The organism is Chelativorans intermedius, from assembly GCF_025398255.1.
In the GTDB taxonomy this organism is placed as follows: domain Bacteria; phylum Pseudomonadota; class Alphaproteobacteria; order Rhizobiales; family Rhizobiaceae; genus Chelativorans; species Chelativorans intermedius.
In genome coordinates, this window is the sequence record NZ_JAODNW010000092.1 from 1 (window position 1) to 1,062 (window position 1,062).

1 pseudogene is annotated in these 1,062 nt (G+C 62.1%); it reads left to right on the plus strand.

Annotated features, from left to right (window positions below):
- Nucleotides 1-63: 63 nt before the first annotated feature.
- A pseudogene (locus NYR58_RS20445) lies at nt 64-1,062 on the plus strand (IS3 family transposase); the annotation flags it as partial.

Below are 1,062 nucleotides of genomic sequence, written 5' to 3' on the forward strand. Positions count from 1 at the left end.
TGATCCACCCCCATTGAACGGGTCCACCTTGAAGTATGGTTTTGACCATGAAGGAGGACCACAATGGCAAACAAGCGACACAAGCCCGACGAGATCGTCACGAAGCTTCGGCAGGTTGAGGTTTTGCGCGGCCAAGGCATGGCGATGGCGGATGCCGTTCGCCAGATCGGCGTTTCCGAACTGACGTTCTACCGGTGGCGCAAGCAATATGGCGGCATGAGCCGTGACCAGCTTCGGCAGTTGAAGGATCTCCAGAAGGAGAACGAACGGCTTCGCAAGGCGGTGGCCGATCTGACGCTGGACAAGCTGATCCTGACGGAGGCTGCGCGGGGAAACTTCTGAGCCCCTCGCGTCGCCGTGCCTGCATCGACCATGTTCGCTCGGTTCTGCCGAAGCGCGTGTCGGAGCGCCGGGTATGCCTCGTGCTTGGGCAGCATCGCTCCACGCAGCGGCGTATTCCTCGCGGCCGGGACGACGAGCAGCAACTGACCGAGGACATCGTTGCACTGGCCCGCCGCTATGGCCGCTACGGCTATCGCAAGATCGCCGAGCTTCTGCGCAGCCAGATGGGCTGGGTGGTCAACGACAAGCGGGTCGAGCGCATCTGGCGGCAAGAGGGGCTGAAGGTTCCAGCCAAACAACCGAAGAAAGGCCGGCTCTGGCTCGCCGACGGATCATGCATCCGCCTGCGCGCCGAGCGGCCCAACCATGTCTGGTCCTACGACTTCGTCGAGGACCGCACTCATGACGGAAGGAAGTACCGCATGCTTAACGTGATCGACGAGTTCACGCATGAGGCGCTGGCGATCCGCATCGATCGCAAGCTCAACTCCACCGACGTCATCGACGTCCTGTCCGACCTGTTCATCCTGCGCGGCGTGCCTGAGCACATCCGTTCCGACAACGGCCCGGAGTTCATCGCCACGGCCGTGCAGGACTGGATCACCGCCGTCGGGGCGAAGACTGCCTACATCGCACCCGGAAGCCCATGGGAGAATGGCTACATCGAGAGCTTCAATGCTCGCCTGCGCGACGAACTCCTCGACGGCGAGATCTTCTACA